Annotated in this window: 17 protein-coding genes and 1 pseudogene; 5 read left to right on the top strand and 13 right to left on the bottom strand. The window is 42.5% G+C overall.

Going from position 1 to position 17,791, the window contains the following annotated elements:
• The first annotated feature begins 7 nt into the window (after positions 1-7).
• On the top strand, positions 8-1,030 hold the full coding sequence (locus AB5443_RS03540) for a virulence RhuM family protein (protein ID WP_009036658.1): 1,023 nt from the start codon (positions 8-10) through the stop codon (positions 1,028-1,030).
• 809 nt (positions 1,031-1,839) lie between these two features.
• On the opposite strand, the pseudogene AB5443_RS03535 reads toward AB5443_RS03540, so the two are convergent.
• The 6 genes and pseudogenes from AB5443_RS03535 to mnmE form a co-directional block, all read right to left on the bottom strand.
• A pseudogene (locus AB5443_RS03535) lies at positions 1,840-2,133 on the bottom strand (mobilization protein); the annotation flags it as partial.
• A 2-nt stretch (positions 2,134-2,135) separates the two neighbouring features.
• Positions 2,136-2,513, bottom strand: coding sequence for a helix-turn-helix domain-containing protein (locus AB5443_RS03530; RefSeq protein WP_368113250.1), 378 nt, complete (start codon positions 2,511-2,513; stop codon positions 2,136-2,138).
• Positions 2,514-2,635: 122 nt separating this feature from the next.
• The gene (locus AB5443_RS03525) at positions 2,636-3,424 is read right to left on the bottom strand and encodes a hypothetical protein (RefSeq protein WP_368113249.1); all 789 of its coding nucleotides are present in this window, start codon (positions 3,422-3,424) and stop codon (positions 2,636-2,638) included.
• A gap of 175 nt (positions 3,425-3,599) precedes the next feature.
• The gene (locus AB5443_RS03520; RefSeq protein ID WP_368113248.1) at positions 3,600-4,712 is read right to left on the bottom strand and encodes a tyrosine-type recombinase/integrase; all 1,113 of its coding nucleotides are present in this window, start codon (positions 4,710-4,712) and stop codon (positions 3,600-3,602) included.
• A 115-nt stretch (positions 4,713-4,827) separates the two neighbouring features.
• Positions 4,828-5,706, bottom strand: coding sequence for a helix-turn-helix domain-containing protein (locus AB5443_RS03515; RefSeq protein ID WP_368113247.1), 879 nt, complete (start codon positions 5,704-5,706; stop codon positions 4,828-4,830).
• 272 nt (positions 5,707-5,978) lie between these two features.
• Positions 5,979-7,376, bottom strand: a complete 1,398-nt coding sequence (gene mnmE, locus AB5443_RS03510) for a tRNA uridine-5-carboxymethylaminomethyl(34) synthesis GTPase MnmE (protein ID WP_368113246.1) — start codon at positions 7,374-7,376, stop codon at positions 5,979-5,981.
• Positions 7,377-7,542: 166 nt separating this feature from the next.
• Between mnmE and AB5443_RS03505 the strand changes: the two genes are divergently transcribed.
• Complete coding sequence (locus tag AB5443_RS03505) at positions 7,543-8,202, top strand: NAD(P)-dependent oxidoreductase (protein ID WP_368113245.1); 660 nt, start codon at positions 7,543-7,545, stop codon at positions 8,200-8,202.
• A 103-nt stretch (positions 8,203-8,305) separates the two neighbouring features.
• Here AB5443_RS03505 and AB5443_RS03500 read toward each other — a convergent pair whose 3' ends face one another.
• From AB5443_RS03500 to AB5443_RS03485, 4 genes are all read right to left on the bottom strand, one after another.
• Complete coding sequence (locus AB5443_RS03500; RefSeq protein WP_044655146.1) at positions 8,306-9,184, bottom strand: nucleoside phosphorylase; 879 nt, start codon at positions 9,182-9,184, stop codon at positions 8,306-8,308.
• 157 nt (positions 9,185-9,341) lie between these two features.
• Positions 9,342-10,343 (bottom strand): flotillin-like protein FloA, encoded by a 1,002-nt coding sequence (gene floA / locus AB5443_RS03495; RefSeq protein WP_073347997.1) that lies wholly within the window; start codon positions 10,341-10,343, stop codon positions 9,342-9,344.
• Positions 10,344-10,365: 22 nt separating this feature from the next.
• A complete protein-coding gene (locus AB5443_RS03490) occupies positions 10,366-10,836 on the bottom strand; it encodes an NfeD family protein (protein WP_368113244.1) in 471 nt (156 codons plus the stop codon).
• Positions 10,837-10,853: 17 nt separating this feature from the next.
• A complete protein-coding gene (locus AB5443_RS03485) occupies positions 10,854-12,275 on the bottom strand; it encodes a tetratricopeptide repeat protein (RefSeq protein ID WP_368113243.1) in 1,422 nt (473 codons plus the stop codon).
• A 184-nt stretch (positions 12,276-12,459) separates the two neighbouring features.
• Here AB5443_RS03485 and AB5443_RS03480 point away from each other — a divergent pair, with 184 nt between their 5' ends.
• On the top strand, positions 12,460-13,206 hold the full coding sequence (locus AB5443_RS03480) for an ATP-binding protein (protein ID WP_277135638.1): 747 nt from the start codon (positions 12,460-12,462) through the stop codon (positions 13,204-13,206).
• A 25-nt stretch (positions 13,207-13,231) separates the two neighbouring features.
• Entirely contained in the window at positions 13,232-13,603 is a 372-nt protein-coding gene (locus tag AB5443_RS03475) for a DMT family protein (RefSeq protein ID WP_044653118.1), read from the top strand.
• Between the two features lie 140 nt (positions 13,604-13,743).
• On the opposite strand, the gene AB5443_RS03470 is transcribed toward AB5443_RS03475, so the two are convergent.
• A complete protein-coding gene (locus tag AB5443_RS03470) occupies positions 13,744-15,069 on the bottom strand; it encodes a VapE domain-containing protein (protein ID WP_368113242.1) in 1,326 nt (441 codons plus the stop codon).
• Positions 15,070-15,378: 309 nt separating this feature from the next.
• On the opposite strand from AB5443_RS03470, the gene AB5443_RS03465 reads away from it, so the two are divergent.
• Positions 15,379-16,020 (top strand): HU family DNA-binding protein, encoded by a 642-nt coding sequence (locus AB5443_RS03465; protein WP_195408258.1) that lies wholly within the window; start codon positions 15,379-15,381, stop codon positions 16,018-16,020.
• 148 nt (positions 16,021-16,168) lie between these two features.
• On the opposite strand, the gene AB5443_RS03460 is transcribed toward AB5443_RS03465, so the two are convergent.
• Both AB5443_RS03460 and AB5443_RS03455 read right to left on the bottom strand, forming a co-directional pair.
• Positions 16,169-17,179, bottom strand: coding sequence for an FAD:protein FMN transferase (locus AB5443_RS03460; RefSeq protein ID WP_368113241.1), 1,011 nt, complete (start codon positions 17,177-17,179; stop codon positions 16,169-16,171).
• Between the two features lie 30 nt (positions 17,180-17,209).
• On the bottom strand, positions 17,210-17,791 hold the full coding sequence (locus AB5443_RS03455; RefSeq protein WP_307997555.1) for a manganese efflux pump MntP family protein: 582 nt from the start codon (positions 17,789-17,791) through the stop codon (positions 17,210-17,212).

Here is a 17,791-nt window from a genome sequence, read left to right as displayed (position 1 = left end):
TTAAATTATGGCAAAGAATATAGAAATACGAAATAGTACAGCTGAGTTTCTTATCTTCATGTTTGAAGGCAAAGAGGATGGGATTCAAGTGATGTATAAAGATGAGACCATTTGGGCAACACAAAAGGCGATGGCGCAGCTTTTTGATTGCTCCACTGACAATATTAGTCTGCACTTAAAAAACATATTCGCATCCGGAGAACTTGTCAAAGATTCAGTTACCGAGAAAAACTCGGCAACTGCCGCAGACGGGAAAAATTATCAAACAATGTTCTATAATCTTGATGCCATTATCAGTGTCGGGTATCGCGTCAATTCTGTTCGTGCCACACAGTTCCGTCAGTGGTGTACGTTTGTACTCCGTCAGTTTGCCATCCGTGGATATGTACTTGATCATAAGCGAATGGAGAACGGGGCTTTCTTAGGTGTAGATTATTTTGAACATTTGCTTGCCGAAATAAGGGAGATAAGGCTGAGTGAGCGTCGTTTTTATCAGAAACTGACCGATATTTATGCTACGGCTATAGACTATAACAAAGATGCTCCGACAACTCGTCTTTTCTTCAAAAAGGTACAGAACAAAATGCACTATGCTGTGCATGGGCATACTGCTGCGGAGTTGATAGTCGAACGAGCTGATGCGAATAAGGAACACATGGGATTGACCACTTGGGAAAACGCTCCGAATGGAAAAATTGTCAAAACAGATGTGTCTGTAGCAAAGAACTATTTGCGAGAAAAAGAATTAGAAGAAATGGGTAGGATAGTCAATGCGTCCCTTGATATGGCAGAAAGTATGGCTATGCGTCATATACCTATGACAATGGAAGATTGGGCAAAGCGAATAGACAAATTCATTAATTTATTTGAGAGCCCGATATTACAGGATAGCGGAAAGGTTTCTGCCGAATATGCCAAAGAGTTTGCTGAATCAGAGTTTGAAAAGTACAGGATCATTCAAGACCGTCTTTTTCAATCTGACTTTGATAGATTTGAAGATAATAGTCTTCCTGCATTAGATATTGAATAATTATAATGTCATTTTGAGGTTGGCAAAATCGCCTTTGGGATATGGCAGATTCATGTCGTTAAATTGTCAAGTGTTCGGACAATAGTTCTGTTTTCATCATTTAGTATCTGCATTTATGGTGACCGACGTTACTCCAGTATACCACTTAAAAGCAAGAAAAGAGTTCACATAAGAGTTCATAAAAGAACCAGTAGGGTTCATAAAAGAGTTCGTAAAAGCACTACTGAAATACACTCCAAAACCGCAATAATGCCAAATCTAGCTTGCAGAGGATTGGCAAAGTCTCACGAGCGATTTATTGCTTGGGGTATTGAGTTACCCTAACTCAATAAGATTTGTATAATGGGCAAGCCCTGTGAGCAATTAAGTATACAAATTTCGTTTTTGCGATGGCTGGCGAAAAGATAAAAGGCTCAAATAACGCCTTTTTATCACCAATTAGCTTGCTGAGAGATTTGGCACTCTCAAACGACCTATTGGTCGCTTGGGGTATTAGGCTCCCCATACAAGATAATGTCTGTACAACGGGCAAGCCCAATCAATGGCAACGACCGATTCCGTGGATTATTATGAAACCAGTCGTTGCACTTAGACTTTGACTTATATACGAATGGACACTTTTAGAATAAAGTCAAGTGGAGAGTCAATAATGGTAATCCGGCATGAACCGATAAATGCCACGGCTTTCCTGAACCACCATCCGTTTGTTCGTGAGAAACTTAATTATCTTCACAATCTTGTTGTGATTAAATTTCGTTCCTGCCAGTTCGTAGGCAGTGGTCAGTTCTTCTTCCAAAGCCTTGGTTTTGACTTTGTTCTGTGTCGATGTAAAGGATGCGGTTCTTTCCTTCAGGGAAGTCCGTTGTGTAGTTAAGAATTTCCTTCCCTGACAAAGCTGCTGCCACCATAGTGGAAACATTGAAAGTCTTTTTGCTTTTAGCCTTGCCTATGGATGCACTGAAATTTCCCAATGTCCCGATAGGTACTCCGTCTATTTTCAGAACTTCCGGCTCCTGTTCGTACTCCTTTTCCAAACTGAGCATGGTATCTTGCCATCTTGTAGCGACCTGAGCAAGATTTTCAATGGGTGCTACCGTTTCCATACTCACCAGCTTTTAGGATTGGCTTTGCGACGTGTAGTTGCAAGCATTCGGGCGTGTTCTTCCTCTATGCTTATAGGCGTTTCTCCTTTTCTTCCGCTTTCCAACCATTTGTCCAATTCATCACGATAGACAAACAAGTGTTTTCCTTGTTTGATGATTGGAATACCACCATGTTTGGCTTTGTAATAAAAGGATGATTTCGAGATACCTAAGTATTCGCAGACTTCATCAACGGTCATTGGGACATGGGTATCCTTTTTTGCCTCGTTATGCTGCTGATGAAGTTTTTCTATCAGCAGATTCTCCATACTTGAGATTCTCTCGCAGAGTTCGCCTACCACTTCCGGTAGGTCATTGAAGGTTAATTTGTTTCTTTGCATGATATAACATTGTTTTTGTTAAACATGCTGCAAACCAACACAATGATGTAATGCTGACAACTATCAGAAGGCAATAATATTTCAGTCTGTGTTGAATAACCCTAATCGGTTGAATTTTCTTTTTATTCTTGGGCTTCTTTCATACATTTGAAGTGATAATCTCCGGTTTTAGGAATATCAAGGGCTATTTTGCAAACTCCGCATGTTCGGAGATTTTTAGCCAGATATTTAATCGAAGCATCTTTTAGTTCATGTGGGAATATAGTATGTATGAATGTTGCTCTATCTATAAGAGAAATGCTCAATCTCTCCCCGATGTTCCATACGAAATGCATCAGGTCGATAGAACGGAGAGAATTATCTACTTTTGAACGGATTGGCTTGTATAAATTAGATTGTCCGTACGCAAAATACTCTATGTTTTCATGCAGAATTTCAAGATCTTCTTTTGAGAGAAATTCCGTCATTACAAATGTGGTATATTCATGAATGACACGCTTAATGTCTGCCTGCCTTTCGGCTTTTTTACGTTCAATTTCAGCCACACGTACCTCATAATTATCCATATAATCTTGTTTTGCAACACTTTCTGCAACTAAAATTGCCGGATTTATATCCTTGTCCTTTGGACACTCCGGATCAATCTCCTTAATTTGTTCGGGTAGAGGTCTTACTTGCTTGCCAAAAGACAAACTCAATTCATTTTTTGTAATGAATTGGAAAAAGAAACGCTGAAGTACTCCACAGGCAAGTATCATTGCCGTGATATATAAAATAACTGGAGTGGAATACTCCATCATGTCGATATGGCAATTAAGATATAAATAGGAGTCTGTTGCCCAATAAAGGATGACACTTGCTGAAAGTATGAAACTGGTTCTTTGTGGTGTGATTTTAATACTATTCGTCATAAAGTGATACTATTTGAATTCTACAATAAAACAAATGTATATGTAGATTTCCAAATAGTTGCTGTTTGTAATAGATAATCGTTCAGAATTTAAGAAAAAAATATGCTCAGAGTATGATTTGATGCAAAATATCATACTCTGAGCTATAAAAACGGGATTATTTGGACCTTAACTCTTACTTGCGGATTAAAGAGATCCTGTTGCTGGCTTCACGCTTGTTGCTGTCCACAACTTTCATGTACCGTTGTGTCGTGGTGATACTTCTATGTGCCATATTACTTTGAATGGTACGTATGTCTGTGCCGGCTGCTCCTTGAAGTGTTGCATATGTTCTTCGGTAGGAGTGGAAAGTGATATTCTTGGTAATACCGGCTTCGCGAATCCACTCTTTCATGGGTTGCTGTGTCCAACTTCGTTTCAATCCTTTAAATACTAATCCGGTTTTTTCCGGAGAATAGCCGATTAATTGCAGGGCTTCGTCACTGATTGGAATGATGTCCTCTGTTTTGGTCTTTTGGGTAATTGTATGGACACATTTTCCTCCAGCTGCAAAGTCAATGATTTCATGCCATTGCAACGATAGTATGTCGCTGATTCTAAGACTGGTCAGACATGAAAACAATGCCGCTGTTTTCAGAATTGGCTTTTTGCAAGGTGTTTCTGCCAATTTGTATAGTTCTTCCACACTTAGATAATCTTTTGGAGTATCTTCTGTTTCGATTTTATCCAAAAAATCATTGATATTGGTTTTGATTAGCCGATTGCGATAAAGGATTTTCAAAAGTCCCCGGAATGTTGACCAATAGCCGGAAGCAGAGTTCTTTGAAATGCGACCGTCACGCCTGAGTTGCTTGGCATTTAGCAGATACTCACGAAACTTATTGCAAAGGTCAATATCAATTTCTTCAAAAGTACATTTGCCATGAACGAAGTTGTAGAAATGGTGGTACACAAATTCCCACTTTTGGTCATGCTTGCGAAGCTGCTTGCGGTAGTATTCCAGAAAATCCGCTTTGAGTTTGTGCCTGTCAAAGAAATCATACCTGTCATTAACGATAGATTCAAAGCGTCGGCATCGGATGGCTTCCGCCTTTTCCGACATAGTTGCATTGAAGTTGCGTTCACGTTCATTCTTAGGATTGGCATAAATATAAATGTTCAATCCTTCGTGACGGATGGTTTTCATTGTTTCCTGGTCACGATACCCCGGATAATAATCTAGATAGAAAGACAGCATCCCATGTTTCAAAGGACGTGTTCTCAATGTTACTGTTTTACATTCTAACATAGTTACAATTAGTATTAGTTTATACTTGATTTGCTGCAAATGTCCGGAATGGCTTGACACAGACAATGCTCATTCTTAGAATCATTTTCTGGTCTGCATAAATTCAGGATTAGTCTTATTTTCGGGCTCCCATTACATGGTCAAATTCCACTTTCAGGAATCTCACGAAACGACCTTTCTTTTCACGTTTGATTTCGTGGAACTGCAGAATGCCATAGACAGAATCCCGTGTGAGATTGTATCTCTTCATGGCTTCCTGCACGGTGTAGTATTCCGAAGCATTATCTTCGGCAGTCTGCTTGGATAGGTCAAAATGTAGCTTTGAGTAGAATATCTGACCGTGTTCTTTCTTGGACGGGATGTTGTTGCGATAGACATGGGAGCGGATGGCAACCCGACTCATACCATACTTTTGTTCTATCTCTTCGGGAGTGTACCATTCGGTCAGATCATTATCTGTCTTGTATTTGGCAAAAGCAGCATCAATATGCTTTTTGCTGTAATAGTTGAACTGACGGATTTTTACTTTTGGTACATTATGCTCCCGTGTATAAGTCCATACCCATTTGGTGTTGACCTTGTATTTTTGGGCAATTTCTTCAGCAGTGTAATATTCAGCAATATCAAATTCGACTTTTGACATCACACGTTCATAAGGTTTAGATTTAAGCAAAAGTTCTATATCAGCTCTTCGAATAAAAGACATTCGTGAACTAATCCGACTTGCTCTCAACTTATCCTCTTTGACTAATTTGTAGATGTACTGACGAGAAACTCCCATCAATTTAGCTGCTTGTGAAAAGGTAAAGTACTCTTGATTTTCCAGCATCTTCTTTACCTCCAACAATTCTTGACTCTGAATGAGCTCCATTCTTCGCTCTTTCATTCGATGTTTGTAGCCTCGTTTAGAACATTGAGGACTACAATAATTGGTGGTGGTTTTCTGAGCTATAAAAGGTTTACCACACCATTGACAAATTCTTTTTACTTCCATGTTGTTTTCTCCATATTTTTAGTGAAACCATAAAGATTTAATTTCTCTTTTTGTCTCTCTACGTAAACCATTGTTCACCCATGTCGCCAAATGCGTCACTGTGACATCGGGGACAAACCCCAATTTGTTTCGCGGTAGAAATACGGTAGAAAAATATGGTGAACAACACTATCCAATCGCTATGAACTGGATTTTGGATAAATAAAAAAGCCGCTGAATTTCAGCGACTTCATTATAGTTGATTCTAATTCGTTGCGGTTAATTGCGATATATCATTTCCCGACGCAAAAATGCTGAAAGATATTTTGAAGCACCATATCATTCGTAACTTCCCCTGCAATATCAGAAATGAAGAAAATGCACTCGCGTATGTCCTGCGAAAGAAAATCACCTGAAATATGTGAATCAAGCCCATCTTGCACTCTGTGAATAGCTTCTAAGGCTTTGCTTAATGCTTCGTAATGTCTTACATTAGTTACGATTATATCATTCTGTGTTACCATAGGTAAATGCGCAGCACTAATAAGCATTTTTTGTAATTCACTCGTATTCTCTCTCTGTTTGGCTGAAATAAAAATATGCTCTGTTGACTCTTTTGGGAAATCTTTCAATAAAGCTGATAAATCTTCATTTTGATTTTCTTCAATTAAATCAGCCTTATTGAATACTACAATCAGATGTTTTCCTTCACAACGTGGAACTATCTTTTCTGATAACTGTTCAATTTGTGATGCGGCATTCACTGAATCCACCATCCAAAGAACAATTTCCGCCTGATCCAGCTTTTGGAAGGTGCGTTCGATGCCCAGGCTTTCAATCGTATCATTAGTCTCCCGGATTCCGGCGGTATCAATGAATCGGAAAGTGATTCCACCGATATTCATAGTATCTTCAATCACATCACGGGTCGTTCCGTGAATATCGCTGACGATTGCTTTATCTTCATTCAATAAAACATTCAATAAAGTCGATTTTCCTGCATTCGTTTCACCAATGATAGCCACGGGAACGCCATTCTTGATAGCATTACCTACGCTAAACGAATGAACCAGGCGGGAGATGACCAGTTCTATTTCGTCAGCCAATTTCCGCAATGCCGAACGGTCGGCAAATTCAACATCTTCCTCGCTGAAATCCAGTTCCAGTTCAATCATCGAGGTGAAGTTCAGTAGCTTGTTGCGTAAGTCGGTCAGTTCCTTGCTAAAGCCACCCCGCATTTGGCTCATAGCCAGTCGGTGAGTGGCGGCGGATGAAGAAGCAATCAGGTCTGCTACGGCTTCTGCCTGGCTTAAATCCATTTTGCCATTGAGGAATGCACGCTGCGTATACTCTCCCGGTTGAGCCATGCGGCAGCCATTCTTAATAAGCAGTTGCATCACTTGCTGAAGAATATAAGAAGAACCATGACAAGTGATTTCCGTGCTATCTTCTCCTGTGTATGAATGAGGAGCACGGAAAAGGCTGACAAGCACTTCGTCGATAATCTCGTTACCGTCGTAGATACGTCCGAAAGTCAAAGTGTATGGTTTCTGCTCACTAAGTAACTTGCCGGCTTTGGCCGGTTTGAAGATGAGGCTGGTGATGGAAATAGCTTCCGGGCCGGAAACACGGATGCTTCCGATAGCGCCGCCCTGGGCGGTGGCAATAGCACAGATAGTATCTTGGTTCATTGTATTTCTTTTTGGATAGTGCAAAGATAGTTGTTTCTGAATAAAAAATAGAATGAAAGGAAGGATAGAATCTTATATTGGTTGATTAAATGTCCAAAAGGAAAACAACATTCCGACTGTTGTTGTGTTATTAAAGTAATAATAACACCCTAAAAAATGTTGGAATATGAAAAAAGTAAAGAAGGTTGTCCTTATAGGCGCGAGTGGTTTTGTAGGTTCGGCCATACTGAATGAGGCTCTGAACCGTGGCTTTGAAGTGACTGCCGTGGTTCGTCATCCTGAAAAGATAAAGATAGAAAATGAAAATCTGAAAGTAGTGAAGGCGGATGTGTCTTCGCTCGATGAGGTGGCTGAAGTTTGCAAAGGAGCAGATGCCGTTATCAGTGCATTCAATCCGGGATGGAGCAATCCTAATATATATGATGAGACAATCAAAGTCTATCTGACTATTATTGATGGGGTAAAGAAGGCAGGAATTAACCGTTTTCTGATGGTTGGCGGTGCCGGTTCTTTATTCATTGCTCCGGGGTTGCGGTTGATGGATTCCGGTGAAGTTCCTGAAAATATTTTACCGGGAGTGAAAGCATTGGGAGAATTCTATCTGAATTTCCTGAAGAAAGAAAAAGAGGTAGACTGGGTGTTTTTCTCTCCGGCAGCAGATATGCGACCGGGGGTACGTACCGGACGCTACCGTCTTGGCAAAGATGATATGATTGTAGATATTGTAGGAAACAGCCATATCTCCGTAGAGGATTATGCTGCTGCAATGATTGACGAACTGGAGCATCCGAAGCATCATCAGGAGAGGTTCACAATTGGATATTGATAAGAGAATAAATTAGAAAAAACGGCTTGAATCAACATGATATACATGTAAGATTCAAGCCTTTTTTTTTATTTGGACACTGTCAAATTCAGATAAGTCTGTTTTAGATTCTGTCAAGAACAGTCTTAATCAGCGTATCAATCGTATTCTTATATCCGGTATTGGCTTCCTTAATCAGCCGGTTGGCAATCACCATGCAGACAGTCATCGCCTTATGTCCCATTAACCGGCTAAGTCCTGCCAAAGCCGAACTTTCCATCTCGAAGTTAGTAATCTTGAAACCTTTGTATTCGAATGTTTCAATTTTGTCATTCTGTTTCGGGTCTGCCAACGGGACACGAAGCTCACGTCCTTGCGGGCCGAAGAAACCACCGGCAGCAATCGTAACACCACGCACCATATCATCTTTGGCAATCCGGTCAATCAGTTCTTCGCTGGCATCAATCACATAAGGAGCAGGGGCACACATATTTCCCGACCAACCCATATGATTAAGGAAAGCACGTTCAAACGGCAAATCACATACCTCATTGCGTCCGGCATAGAAATTCAACAACCCGTCAAAGCCGATGGACTTCTGCGAACAAACGAATGTACCTACCGGAGTATTAGGCTGTAAACCACCACACGTGCCGATACGTACCAATTCCAATGGACGGAAATGATCCTTCTCTTCCCGAGTGTTAAAGTCGATATTGGCGAGAGCATCCAGTTCATTCATGACAATGTCGATATTATCGCAACCGATTCCGGTAGAAACCACCGTAATCCGCTTTCCTTTATACGTACCCGTGATAGTTTTGAATTCGCGGCTTTCCACTTCACATTCTTTGTTTTCGAAATGAGAAGCTACGAGAGCTACACGTCCGGGGTCGCCTACCAGGATTACTTTATCTGCCAGCCATTCGGGCTTTACGTGAAGATGGAATACAGAACCGTCTTCGTTGATAATCAATTCAGAGGATGGAAAGTACTTTTTCATGTTATTGAAAGGTTTTAGTTTTACAATATGATTGTATCTATAAATAGAAACGCCGGAACCGGATTTAAGTTCAGAAGAAGCATCTTTCTTTTTCCGTAGAAAAGGGAGAATACGTCTTGGAACTGAAATGAAACCGGGTTCCGGCGTTTGTAGTAACTTATTTACTTAGCGGCTGATTGCCTGTATTGCCTGCTGTCGGTTTGGCAATCGTTTCGCGCATCGAGGTATCCGCTTCGATATTCTTCATCCGGTAGTAATCCATGATACCCAGATTACCGCTGCGGAAGGCTTCTGCCATTGCTTTAGGTACTTCCGCTTCCGCTTCGATTACTTTCGCGCGGGCTTCCTGTGCTTTCGCTTTCATTTCCTGCTCGGAAGCGACAGCCATTGCACGGCGTTCCTCGGCTTTTGCCTGGGCGATATTCTTGTCCGCGTTTGCCTGGTCAATCTGCAAGGCAGCACCGATGTTCTTACCTATGTCGATGTCCGCAATATCAATAGACAGAATCTCGAAAGCAGTTCCTGCATCCAACCCTTTACGAAGTACGAGTTTGGAGATAGAATCCGGATTTTCGAGTACCGACTTATGATTTTCCGAAGAACCGATGGACGAAACGATACCTTCACCTACACGGGCGAGAATCGTATCTTCACCTGCACCACCGACCAACTGGCGAATGTTGGCACGTACCGTAACACGGGCCTTGGCAATCAACTGGATACCGTCTTTGGCAACAGCCGTTACAGGCGGAGTGTCAATCACTTTCGGATTAACAGACATCTGTACGGCTTCGAATACGTCACGTCCCGCCAGGTCGATGGCCGTAGCCATTTGGAAAGGCAGTTCGATATTCGCTTTCGACGCGGATACCAGTGCGTGGACGACTTTCTCAACGTGTCCGCCGGCCAGGTAGTGGGCTTCCAGTTCATCACGGGTGATGTTTTTCAAACCGGCTTTGTGGGCTTCAATCATGCCCGGCACGATGATATACGGCGGAACATTACGGATACGCATTAGAAATAACTGTATCAGTGAGATATGCACTCCCGATACTTTGGCCGACAGCCAAAGGAAGAAAGGCACGTAATGGAAAAATATTATCAGGAAGATAATACCTCCGGCTATCAGAAAGATAGGCAAGTAAAAAGATGATTCCATTGATAGATTGTATTAGTGAATATTATTTTTTGTGTTTCTCAACCATGATTGTTCCGTCGCTGATGCGGTTGACGATGATCGGGGTCTTTTCATCCAGGAAACCGTCTATTGATTTGACTTCAACGATTTTGTTGTTGATTTCCGCATAACCGATTTGTGCGAGACGGGTAGTACTGATACCTGTGTCACCGACTTTCACACTTTGTTCAGCGCTACGGTCTACCTTTGAGTCAATGTCTTTTTTCAAAGCCAGTTTATCCAGCATCTTCGATCGCATAAACCAGACCAGTGACCCTATACAAGCGACGGCCGATATACCCAAAGTGGCAAATCCTCCTGCCATTCCTATATTGGCAAATGCGTAGTAGTTGGCATAAAGGATGCAAACCAATGCCGAAATTCCCGCCAGGCTGATGCCCGGGATAACAAACAGTTCTACAAGAAACAGTATGACTGCGGCAATAATGAGAACGGTGATAATGAGTATATCCATAGTTCAGTGTTATTAATTTATTTCGTTTTTTCTGCGTTACGTACATTGGTTTCCAGAGCATCCAGTTCGCCTGACATTTGCAATATGCGTTTTTCCAGGTCGAGGATGGCAGGAGCGATTCTTTCTTTTCCCTGCTTGTTGCTTGTGGAATATTGCTGGCGCAAGCTGTTCAGCTTTTCTTCTTGTTGCTGAAAGTCTTTCTCCATCTGCCGGTAGCGTTGGAAAAGCTGTTTGGCCTTGGCGGACTTGAAATCATTCATCAGATAATACGTTGTGTTATCATCAATGACAAATTCAAAATCAACGATACGGCGTTCTTTTGGTTTGTGGCTGATAGCAGCTTCCAGGCGTTGCAATGCTTCGCTGACTGCCTGCTTGTCCTTCCAAGTTTCTTTCAATGAATGGATTTGTGCCAGGCGGATAATTTGCTTCTGATCCATCGCTTCGTAATTATACGTCTGCTTTGAATTATTCGGGATGAATACATAGATACAGACTTTGCCTTCCGGTTGGAAGCGGTCGGAAGCAAACCAACCCAGATTATTATACTCGTCAATGACATACATATAATCATTGTACGGGGAATTGAACGGCATACCCACATTTTCCGGGACGAGATAAGTGTCGTTATTCGTGTTGTAGCGGGTGACGAAAATATCATATCCACCCAGTCCTTCACCGTCACTTGCATAATAAATGGTGATACCGTCTGACATTACATACGGATAATTGGCGTTTCCTGAAGCATTGATACTGCCGGGTAGCGGTCGTCCGTTGCTCCATTCGTTCATCAGTTTATTCTTCGAGAATATGTCCAGGTTACCTCTTTCACCTTTCTCGCTGTAATAGATTTTATTTCCGATTTCGGTTTCGTAGACAGTCCCTTCATGCTCCCCTTCTGTCTGGAAGAATTCGTTGAACGTGAACAGCTTGCCTGATTCTTCGCTGATTTTATAAGCATTCAGAAAAGTAGCTTTATCCACAACGAAGCTGTCGATAATGCAAACATCTTCCACACCTTTCAGCATACGAAGATCTGCTTTGCTCTTTTCCAACAGCCCTTCCGCTTCTTCTGTCGGTCTTTTACGCTTCTTCAAGTCGGCGATGTATTCTTCAAAACATTCTACTGCGTCTTCAAAGCGATAAGTCTCGCTGTATGCCTGTCCCAAATAGAGCTGACCGCTGGCTACGCGTTTCTTAACTGCCATTTCGAGAGGTTTTACCGCTTCCCCGGCTTCTCCGGTTTTCAGGCAACATACGCCGTACCAATAATTATAATTCCCGTTGGAAGGTTGGGATTTTGCATACTTTTTGAACACAGGCTTGGCTTTTTCGTAATCACCTTTTGTAAATAAGGTGCGTGCCTGTTCAAGTGTTTGCGCGGAAACTTCACAAAGGAAGAGACTGCAAAATAAAAATAGAATATATTTCCCTTTCATCGTTTTTATCGTTTATGAGTGACGGATTGTTTTGAAAGTACTGCTACTTTCGGGCATCTGTCAATTTTTCAATTGTTCAAAAGTACAAATTTATTAGAAATAAACCCTTTTTCAGAGATTCTATTATGTTAATTCTTCTTTAAATCATTCTTTTCGCTTACTTTTGCAGCCGATTTTTGAATATATGGCACAATTTACAGAAGAAGAGAAAACCATTCGCCGCATTGACAAGCGGTTCAGCAAAGGAGTGGTGCAATATGGACTGATAGAAGAAGGTGATAAAATTCTCATCGGATTGTCGGGCGGGAAAGATTCGTTGGCGCTTGTAGAACTGTTGGGCAAACGCGCACGCATCTACAAACCTCGTTTTTCTGTCGTTGCCGTCCATGTGGTGATGCGGAATATTCCTTATCAGAGTGATACTGAGTATTTGAAAGCGCATTGTGAAGCCTGTGGAGTGCCTTTTCTTCAATACGAAACTTCATTTGACCTTTCTACGGATACGCGCAAGTCTCCCTGTTTTCTCTGTTCGTGGAATCGGCGTAAAGCCTTGTTTACGGTTGCCAAGGAACAGGGGTGCAATAAAATTGCTTTGGGGCATCATATGGATGATATTCTGGAAACATTGCTGATGAATATCACTTATCAGGGTGCGTTCAGTACTATGCCGCCCCGGTTGGTGATGAAGAAATTTGATATGACGATCATCCGTCCGATGTGCATGGTTCACGAATCGGATTTGATAGAATTGGCGGCTTTGCGTGACTACCGGAAGCAAGTGAAAAACTGTCCTTACGAATCGCAGTCCAGCCGGAGCGATATGAAAGGTGTTTTGCGGCAACTGGAAGCGATGAACCCGGAAGCCCGATATAGCCTTTGGGGGAGCATGACGAATGTACAGGAAGAATTATTACCGGATAAAATAGATTAAAACAGATAAATTAGAATAGATTGTTATGAAAGGAATATATACAATTTTGTTGCTCATCGTGTCTAATGTATTTATGACATTTGCCTGGTACGGACATCTGAAGATGAAACAGGAATATAGCTGGTTCGCAGCTCTTCCGTTGATAGGTGTGATTGCTTTCAGTTGGGCGATTGCTTTTTTTGAATACTCATGTCAAATACCGGCGAACCGTATCGGATTTATCGGTAACGGCGGCCCGTTTTCGTTGATGCAGTTGAAAGTGATTCAGGAAGTGATAACTCTTGTCATCTTTACAGTGTTTACAACTGTGTTTTTCAAAGGTGAAACGTTGCATTGGAATCATTTGGCGGCTTTCGTTTGTTTGATTGCGGCGGTGTATTTTGTGTTTATGAAATAAATGAAAAGAGTTATATTTTACAGGTATTCAAATAGCATTTATTAATGCCCGCTTAGGTTAGATAGTTCGTTCTCCACTTTCTTCACATAAAGCTTATCCGTTCATTCACAACTACTTCCTGTGAATGAACGGCATTATTTTCACTCTTCACCATCCTTCACCCTCTTCACCAGATACATATTCCCCAACCTTGTATGCTGTCGGCTGATACCTGCTGCGGTCAGGATTTGTGCCAATTGGATAGGAGTGCAGTTGCGAAGTACGGCCGGAAACTTCTTTTTTAATTCCTGATGGATAATAGCGGCGGAGAGCGATAGGCAATCCGGTTCATCCATCGCGGCAGGCACGTATGTGTTGCGCACAATATCTTCTATGGGGTTGACATGATAATATGCGCTGTTATGACGTTGCAAGGCATGTTCTTCCTCTTTGCTGAACCAGTGGCGGGCTCCTGCAAGTAGTTCCTCTTTCAGTTGGGCATAGATTTGTGAATGCTCTATTCCGGTGCAGTCTATATCATGCTCCACTTCAATACAGATGAATCTGCGGCTACCCGTCGGGTCACGGAGCAGGTCGGTACGGTTACTTGTTCCGATGAAAGAAGCGATACGTGGGAGCGACCGGAAATTTTTCTGATAGGCTTTGCATATGTTGAGGCTGGACATTTGCATCAGATTTTTCAGTAACGGCATCTTTTGCGCTCCGTATTTGTCAAATTCGTCCATATTTAGTAATCCCATCTCGGCAAGGAGACGTTCGGGGTTACCCTGCGCGGTTAGTTTCAGATTATCCGAGTAATAACGGGCTAGTTGCGGCGGCATCAGCATACGGCAGAAGGTGGACTTATGACGTCCCTGTTCTTCGCTGATAAGTATCGGGGCTACGCTGTTTGCCTGTGTCTGATTTATCCCCAACCATTGGGCGGCAAGACCGAGCATCCAGGTGTGGAAACTTTTAATCCATATTGGAGCGTCGGATACCCGCTTCGCTAAGGGTTTCAACCGATCCGCCCCGTCCCACGTTGGTAGCTCATTCATATAGAGCCGGAATGGGTGGTAACTTTCCACTTGGGTGGAGTAGATATATCTTTGAAGGTCTTTGTCCCAGCAGTTGATTCCTTCTTTATGGGCTTCCAGGCAGAAGGTGTTCAGTTCCCGCTTGTCTATACGACAGAAAGGGATATTCCGTTGACCAAATGGACGGAATTCGGTTTCTTCGGTGAGCAAGTTGTAGCGGAAGTCATATTGTACTTTCAAAAAGTCAATCACTTGTTGCGTCAGGAGAACGGGTTGCTTATGTGTTTCATGCCTATGTGCTTCCTGTTCATGTTTATCTTGTTCATGTGTTTCTTGCATTTGCGGTTCGTCTTTTTGGCCGCTCGTTGAAACGATGACGTTTGGCGATTCTTTCATCAATACCCGTATCCTTTTTGCCAGGCGTTTTGAGTTATATTCTAATGTCTTCATATTTTTCTTTTTTGTTAAATAAATAAATGTTGCTTTTTCGACCGGTTGATGCTGCTAAGGTATAACATGAAATATGGGGTTTGCAAGTATTTAACAAAGAAAATGTTTATTTTCTTCTGAAACGAAAAACATGCTTTCTTATGCTGATATGTCGTTACTTTGTCGTATCTTTAGTGCTTGTTTGAGGAAAGCCGATTGGAGTTGTCCGGTCGGCTGACTATAGTTGACTGAACAGCCGATTCCAGTTGTCCGAGTAGCCGATTACAGTCGTCCTATGATGAAGTTACACATTTTAATTGATAAGAAGTAATGGCTATTGTGTTTGATTGGTATGAAAATCCTAACGCATCTTCGGAAGAAGGAGAGGCAGCGTTGCATCCCCGTATCTTTATGAATGGTAAGGTGGATACGGATATGCTTTGTTACAAGATTCATGATTACAGTTCGTTGACTGTGGGTGATGTAAAGAATGTGCTCGACAACCTGTCGAAGATTCTCGGCGAGTCGTTGCGTGAGGGAAAAGAAGTGCATATTGAGGGAATCGGTTATTTTTATCCCACTTTGGCGGCTACGGGGAAAGTGACCCGCAGCACTCCGCATAAAACGAATAAAGTGACTTTCAAAACCGTCCGTTTCCGTCCTGACAGTAATCTGAAAGGGCATTTTGTTGGCGTCCGTGCCAGTCAGTCCAAGTACGTCCGTCATTCGGAGAAGGTTTCGGAAGTGGAGATTGACATGCTGTTGAAAGAATATTTTGCCGGACATCAGATGATGACCCGTCGTGATTTTCAAGAGATATGCGGCTTGGCTCGTACTACTGCCAAAACGCATTTAGTCCGTCTGCGTGGAGAAGGAAAACTTGTGAATATCGGCTTGCGTAGTCAACCGATGTATGTACCTGCTCCCGGTTATTATGGGGTGTCGAGAGATGCGGCACATCCTTCACGATAAGTCGTGTTTCTGCGATGGTAAGCGTTTTCGCGATGATGCCCGGTCGTGAAGGATGTGAAAAAGGCTTTTTATTCGGGTTATCACACGAAATAGTTGATAACTTGAGAGTTATCCTCATGTGAAGAGAATGAAAGAGAAGAAGCGGACTTTATTTCGCTATGTACTTTTTCATTCCTTCCGTGTAGTAAGTCTTGAACTCTCCGTTTTCTCCGCTGTATATAAAGTAAGCGTCGATTTCCGGGTTTGCCTTGCAGAAAGTTTCCGCTTTTTCCAGTCCCATTACCATGAATGCGGTAGCCAGGGCGTCGGCGGTCATGCAGTCCTTGGCGATTACGGTAGAGGACAAGATGCTGTGCTGTACCGGATAACCCGTTCTCGGATCGATGGTATGCGCATATTTCTTGCCGTCTTTATAGTAATAGTTGCGGTAATTTCCTGAGGTTGCCAACCCTAAATCAGAAATTTCAAGTATCGTTTGCAAGTCCTGGTTTACGGCTAGCGAATCGTCGACGGGCTTGTTGATTCCAATGCGCCATAGTCCGTCGGAAGGATTTTTGCCTTTCACCACTACCTCGCCGCCGATATCTACCATATAATTTTTTATACCTTTCCGGTCGAGCAGGCGTGCTACTACATCTACCGAATACCCTTTGGCAACTGCACTGCAACTCAACATGATACGGGAATCTTGTTTGACAACCTCCCCATTCTCCAGTTTCACCTTTTCATAACCGGTGATTTGCAACAGGCTGTCTATCATTAATGAGTCGGGGAAAGCGCCTTTCTTGAAACCAAATCCCCAGGCGTTGGCAAGAGGGGCTATCGTGATGTCGAAAGCGCCTTCGGTTTCGCGGGAGATTTCCATCGAACGGTTGAAGCAATTTTGAAAGAAGCTGTCGGTAACCAATTCTTCGTTACGGTTTACACGGCTAATGACAGAACTGTCGTTAAATGGCGATAGAGAATTGTCAAAGCGTTGCAGTTCCGCTTCGATTTCCGGCTTTAAGTCGCCCTCGTGCTGATAGGTGATTTTATATACGGTTCCGAATACCAGACCTTTGATGCTATTGTAGTTGGATTGCTGATTGCGTCTGGCTAATATCCAGATAGTTGCCAGAATCAGGAAAGCCAGCCAAAGGAAACTCTTCTTTGTTTTCATATGCTCTTTTGTTTGATGGGAAAACTCTTTTTATTGGAAAAACAGATGCTCGATTAATATTTTCGTTCCGATGATGACCAGAATAATGCCGCCCCATAATTCCGCTTTCAACTTCCGGGCAAGTCCGCAACCGCATTGAATGCCGAAGATAAGCCCGAACATGGACATGACAAATGAGACGAAGCCTATGATAAGGATAGGGGAGAGGATTTCGCTGTAGTCCTGAACTCCTAAAAAGGCGAATGAAATGCCGACTGCCAATGCGTCGATACTTGTTGCTATTGCCATAGTGAATACCACTTTCAGGCTTGCCGGATTGAATAATTGACAGCACTCTTCTTCCTTGAAAGACTCCCAAATCATCCGACCACCGAGGAAAGCAAGAATCGCGAAAGCAATCCAATGGTCTACGCTTTCTATAAGATGGCTGAAACTTTTGGCAAACATCCATCCGATAAAAGGCATGATGGCCTGAAAGAGTCCGAAGGCAAAAGCCATGACCAGCATAGGTTTCCATCGGGTGCGTTTCAAAATAATGCCGCTTGCAATCGAAACAGCGAAACAATCCATCGCCAAACCTATGGCAAGCAACCAAATCTCTAGTCCTGTCAT

The organism is Bacteroides sp. RTP21281st1_H5_RTP21281_210402 (assembly GCF_040918965.1).
GTDB classification, from domain to species: domain Bacteria; phylum Bacteroidota; class Bacteroidia; order Bacteroidales; family Bacteroidaceae; genus Bacteroides; species Bacteroides congonensis.
The sequence above is the reverse complement of the archived record's forward strand: the minus strand, read 5'-3'. Positions and strand labels throughout refer to the sequence as shown.